The sequence below is a fragment of the Mesorhizobium sp. CNPSo 4689 genome (assembly GCF_057784325.1).
On sequence record NZ_JBWLUZ010000083.1, the window covers coordinates 1 to 3,267 of the forward strand.

Genomic DNA, 3,267 nt, shown 5'->3' on the forward strand with positions numbered 1-3,267 from the left:
GCGCCGTAGCCGCGTGCATGCACGACGCGCTCGGGGATCCGCTCATGGTCGAAGTGGAAAATCTTCTCGCGGAAATGAAAGTCTTCAAGGACCGTCGGCCCGCGCGAACCGATCTTCAGTGAGTTCTGATCATCCGAGACTGGCCCGCCCTGTGCAGTGGTGAGGACTTCAGTGTCCGTCTCTGCTAGCTGGTGAAGCTCTCCGCCATTGCCTCGCGTGAGCTTTTGATCATGGATCGTCGCGGGCTTGCCTGACGACTGTCTTGCGGTCTTTGCCATTGTGCGTTCCCAGAATTGAAGAGGAGGCTGAGTGTCTTCCTCAATGTCCCGGTGCACACTAAGTTCCTGGAAAACTATCGTCGCGCCTACATCCCAGAAACCTCACCACCCCGCTTTCACAAGCACGTCGATATGTCGACCGGTGTTGGGCGAGATCTGTTGTATTCAGTCCTTTTTGTACGCGCCTGGCTGGCGTCCTGCCTTTGGCGCCTTGGCGTCTTTCGAGCGCTCCGCGATCGGAGGGCCCGCGCCAGAGGTCTTTTGCGTATCGGGGCTTGGAGCCGCCGGCCTAGGCGGGTTCTGTCCGTCGGACTGGCGGGTCTTTTCGTCCACGTCGCCGGCGGGCCGAGTCAATCCCATCCCGCTTGCCGGCTTCTTGTTGCCTGCCGCATCCTGAGAGAAATTGTCCGACGGGTCGGGGTCGTTTTTTGCCGGGTACTTGGTGGCGCCGGTCTCACGACGGTTTTCGTTTGCGGTCATTGTTCGATCCTCCTTGGGGATGATCGTAAACAAGCACCGAGGTGCTTAAGTTCCCACGCCTCGTTTCAGGGATGGATGCGATCCATCGCCCGATCCGCATCATAAAACCATGCGCGTTGGACCTCAGCCCTTGCCGAAAATTACCCGCCTGGCGGTCCCGTTCGCCGCCGCTCCTCGGAGCAACAAAAAATTTGCCGACGCTAGGAACCGCATGGTGCCGGCGGAGTTCACCTCCAATGAACAGGAGTAAAACATCGTGAACACACCCAACCCTAACGACCCCACCGGATTTAATTCATCTGATGAGAATTGGCAGAATCCGTCCAGCCCTAAACCTGCCGGAAGAAGTGCGGAATCCCTCGGCAAATTGAAGTCGAGTGCGACGGAAACAGCGACCAATCTGAAAGACGCTGCGGCCTCTGTAACGGCCGACGCAAAGGACTACGCAGGGTCCGTCGCTTCCGATGCTGCGGGCGCGTTCAAAGAAGCGGTTGAGTCGAACAAGACCGCTGGAGCAGACGCGATTGCCAACATTGCGCACTCCGTCAAGGAGGCCGCGGACGGTATCGAAAAGCAATCCCCTCAGGTCGCAGGCATGGTCCGCAGCGCGGCTGAAGGTGTGGAGCGGATCTCGACCGATATCAGAGATCGCAATGTCGGCGAACTGTTCGACTCAGTTACGAAGTTCGCGCAGCGTCAACCAGCGGCGTTTTTTGGTATCGGTATCCTGGCCGGCGTGATGCTCACCCGTATCATGCGAAGCTCGGATCGGTCCTGAGAAGAGAGGGGCTTTGTCCATGGATGATGATGGCGATCGTCGCCCCTTTGGTAATCTCGTCAGCGAAGCGATCGGTCAATTCGCTTCCTTGATGCGGTTGGACATGCGCCTGCTCGAGGCGGAAATGAGGAGCAAGACCTCAACACTCGTCTCCTCGGGTGTATGCGGGATTGCGGCCGTAATCCTCTTCATCCTGGCATCTTTCGCAATGGTCCAATTCCTGATCCTGGCGGTAATTCTTGCTGGTATCAGCGCAATGGTGGCGTGTCTGATCGTTGGCATTGCGTTGTTCGGGGGAGGATTGCTTTCCCTCTACCTGGCAAAACGGGCATTGGTCGGATGGACCATCACCCCAGTCGAGACTGTCAACCAGGTGCGCAGCGATCTGGCTGCGGTGAAGCAGGGGATACGTTATGGCGCCACTCAACGATGACCTGAGAGAGATCCAGTTGCAAAGCAGACTGGAACGGCAGGCCCTGTTTGCGCCTGTAAGCGAAATAAGCCGCCGCCTGCAGCCGCGGCATCTGGCCGACGTGACCACTCAATACGCGAAGCACAAGGTCGCCGAGGTCGTTGGTGGCGTGTCAGACTCCATCAAGGAAAACGGCGGCACAGCGGCGGCGGTAGCGCTGGGCGCGGTTGCGGTATTTGATGCCGGCAGAAGGAGCGCTGAAGGCAAAAAAGGGCTAAGGAACCCTGTCGAACCGAGCGCGCCAGAACCGCGTTTTGGAGCGACAATTCCCTTTGTGAAGCACGCGCCTCAGACCGTCACAAATTCCGCTCGGGTAAAGGTTATCGCCGGTTCAGCCGGAGGACTGTTGCTGGGTCACATTATCGGCAGGTCGTTCGAGCCAACTGCGAAAGAACGTGAGCTATTTGGGGAGGCGTCCGCCGAAGTCCGGCACTCGGCCTCTGACTTTGTCGATCAGCATTGGCATGGTGCAAAACTTGTAGCTGCACAGGCATTCGGGTTCGCAAGATACTCCGCCTCATTCCTGGCCATCATGGCCGCGGTCAGCGATTATCTCGGTCGCGATGGCGGTGATCCGCCCCAACACAGTGACTAGCACCTCATCAAGCGATGCCCATCATCTCCGCAAGTTTCATCATGCCAGACGTGGGTGCTGGATTTCTGAGCTGTCCGCGCCTCCCGTCAACGGGCAGTCTTAGCTTCGCGCGCCTTGCGCTCCAAGTCTATTATCTCTTGGGCTGCCCGTTTGGCTCTAGCGTCTCGATCTGTGTCGATCCGTGTCGCCACGTCAGCCCTCCGCCTTGAAGTTCTTGGCTTCCTTCTCGGCTTTGGCCTTGCCGTGCTTTTCAGCAAGATCCTTAGCCTGCTGAGGCGAAACGTCTGTGATTTCCGCTAAATGCATTGCCTCCTTGTCAGAGAGGCGGTTGTCCTTCTTGCCTTGTTTAGCAGCCATGTATGAATCTCCTCGTGTTGGAGACCTAACGGGCTGGAGGTAAGAGCGTTCCTTTGGAACGCTCTGCCGTCTTGGACATTGCTTGGAAGCAGAGGTGCACCATGCCCAATTTCCGCTTTGAGATCGTAGAGTTCGGCAAGACCACGACATTGGAGCACGAGCTTTCCAGCGCCGACCTGGCCAGCCCGAGAGCAATCGAAATGGCCCATGCCGCCCTGTCGGCAGGATCCTCGACCGGCGCTGATCAATCGGGCTCGATTATCAAGGTTTACGATGAGGCAGGCTATCTGGTTGCCACCGTCAATTT

General features: G+C 57.8%; 7 protein-coding genes. 4 read left to right on the forward strand and 3 right to left on the reverse strand.

What is annotated here, in order from left to right; all coding sequences use genetic code 11:
• A partial coding sequence (locus AC04SI_RS33085; RefSeq protein ID WP_488475714.1) for a catalase occupies nt 1–278 on the reverse strand: 278 nt, incomplete at its 3' end.
• A gap of 165 nt (nt 279–443) precedes the next feature.
• Complete coding sequence (locus AC04SI_RS33090; protein ID WP_192180685.1) at nt 444–758, reverse strand: hypothetical protein; 315 nt, start codon at nt 756–758, stop codon at nt 444–446.
• A 256-nt stretch (nt 759–1,014) separates the two neighbouring features.
• Between AC04SI_RS33090 and AC04SI_RS33095 the strand changes: the two genes are divergently transcribed.
• Genes AC04SI_RS33095 through AC04SI_RS33105 form a run of 3 tightly spaced genes read left to right on the forward strand, consistent with a single transcriptional unit; the run spans nt 1,015 to nt 2,603 of the window.
• Nucleotides 1,015–1,536, forward strand: a complete 522-nt coding sequence (locus AC04SI_RS33095; protein WP_192180684.1) for a hypothetical protein — start codon at nt 1,015–1,017, stop codon at nt 1,534–1,536.
• Between the two features lie 19 nt (nt 1,537–1,555).
• Nucleotides 1,556–1,969 (forward strand): phage holin family protein, encoded by a 414-nt coding sequence (locus AC04SI_RS33100; RefSeq protein WP_192180683.1) that lies wholly within the window; start codon nt 1,556–1,558, stop codon nt 1,967–1,969.
• A complete protein-coding gene (locus AC04SI_RS33105) occupies nt 1,950–2,603 on the forward strand; it encodes a hypothetical protein (protein WP_192180682.1) in 654 nt (217 codons plus the stop codon). The genes AC04SI_RS33100 and AC04SI_RS33105 overlap by 20 nt, the downstream gene beginning before the upstream one ends.
• Nucleotides 2,604–2,795: 192 nt before the next feature.
• Here the strand turns inward: AC04SI_RS33105 and AC04SI_RS33110 are convergent, their stop codons facing one another.
• Entirely contained in the window at nt 2,796–2,960 is a 165-nt protein-coding gene (locus AC04SI_RS33110) for a hypothetical protein (protein WP_488475715.1), read from the reverse strand.
• A gap of 101 nt (nt 2,961–3,061) precedes the next feature.
• Between AC04SI_RS33110 and AC04SI_RS33115 the strand changes: the two genes are divergently transcribed.
• A partial coding sequence (locus AC04SI_RS33115) for a hypothetical protein (protein ID WP_488475716.1) occupies nt 3,062–3,267 on the forward strand: 206 nt, incomplete at its 3' end.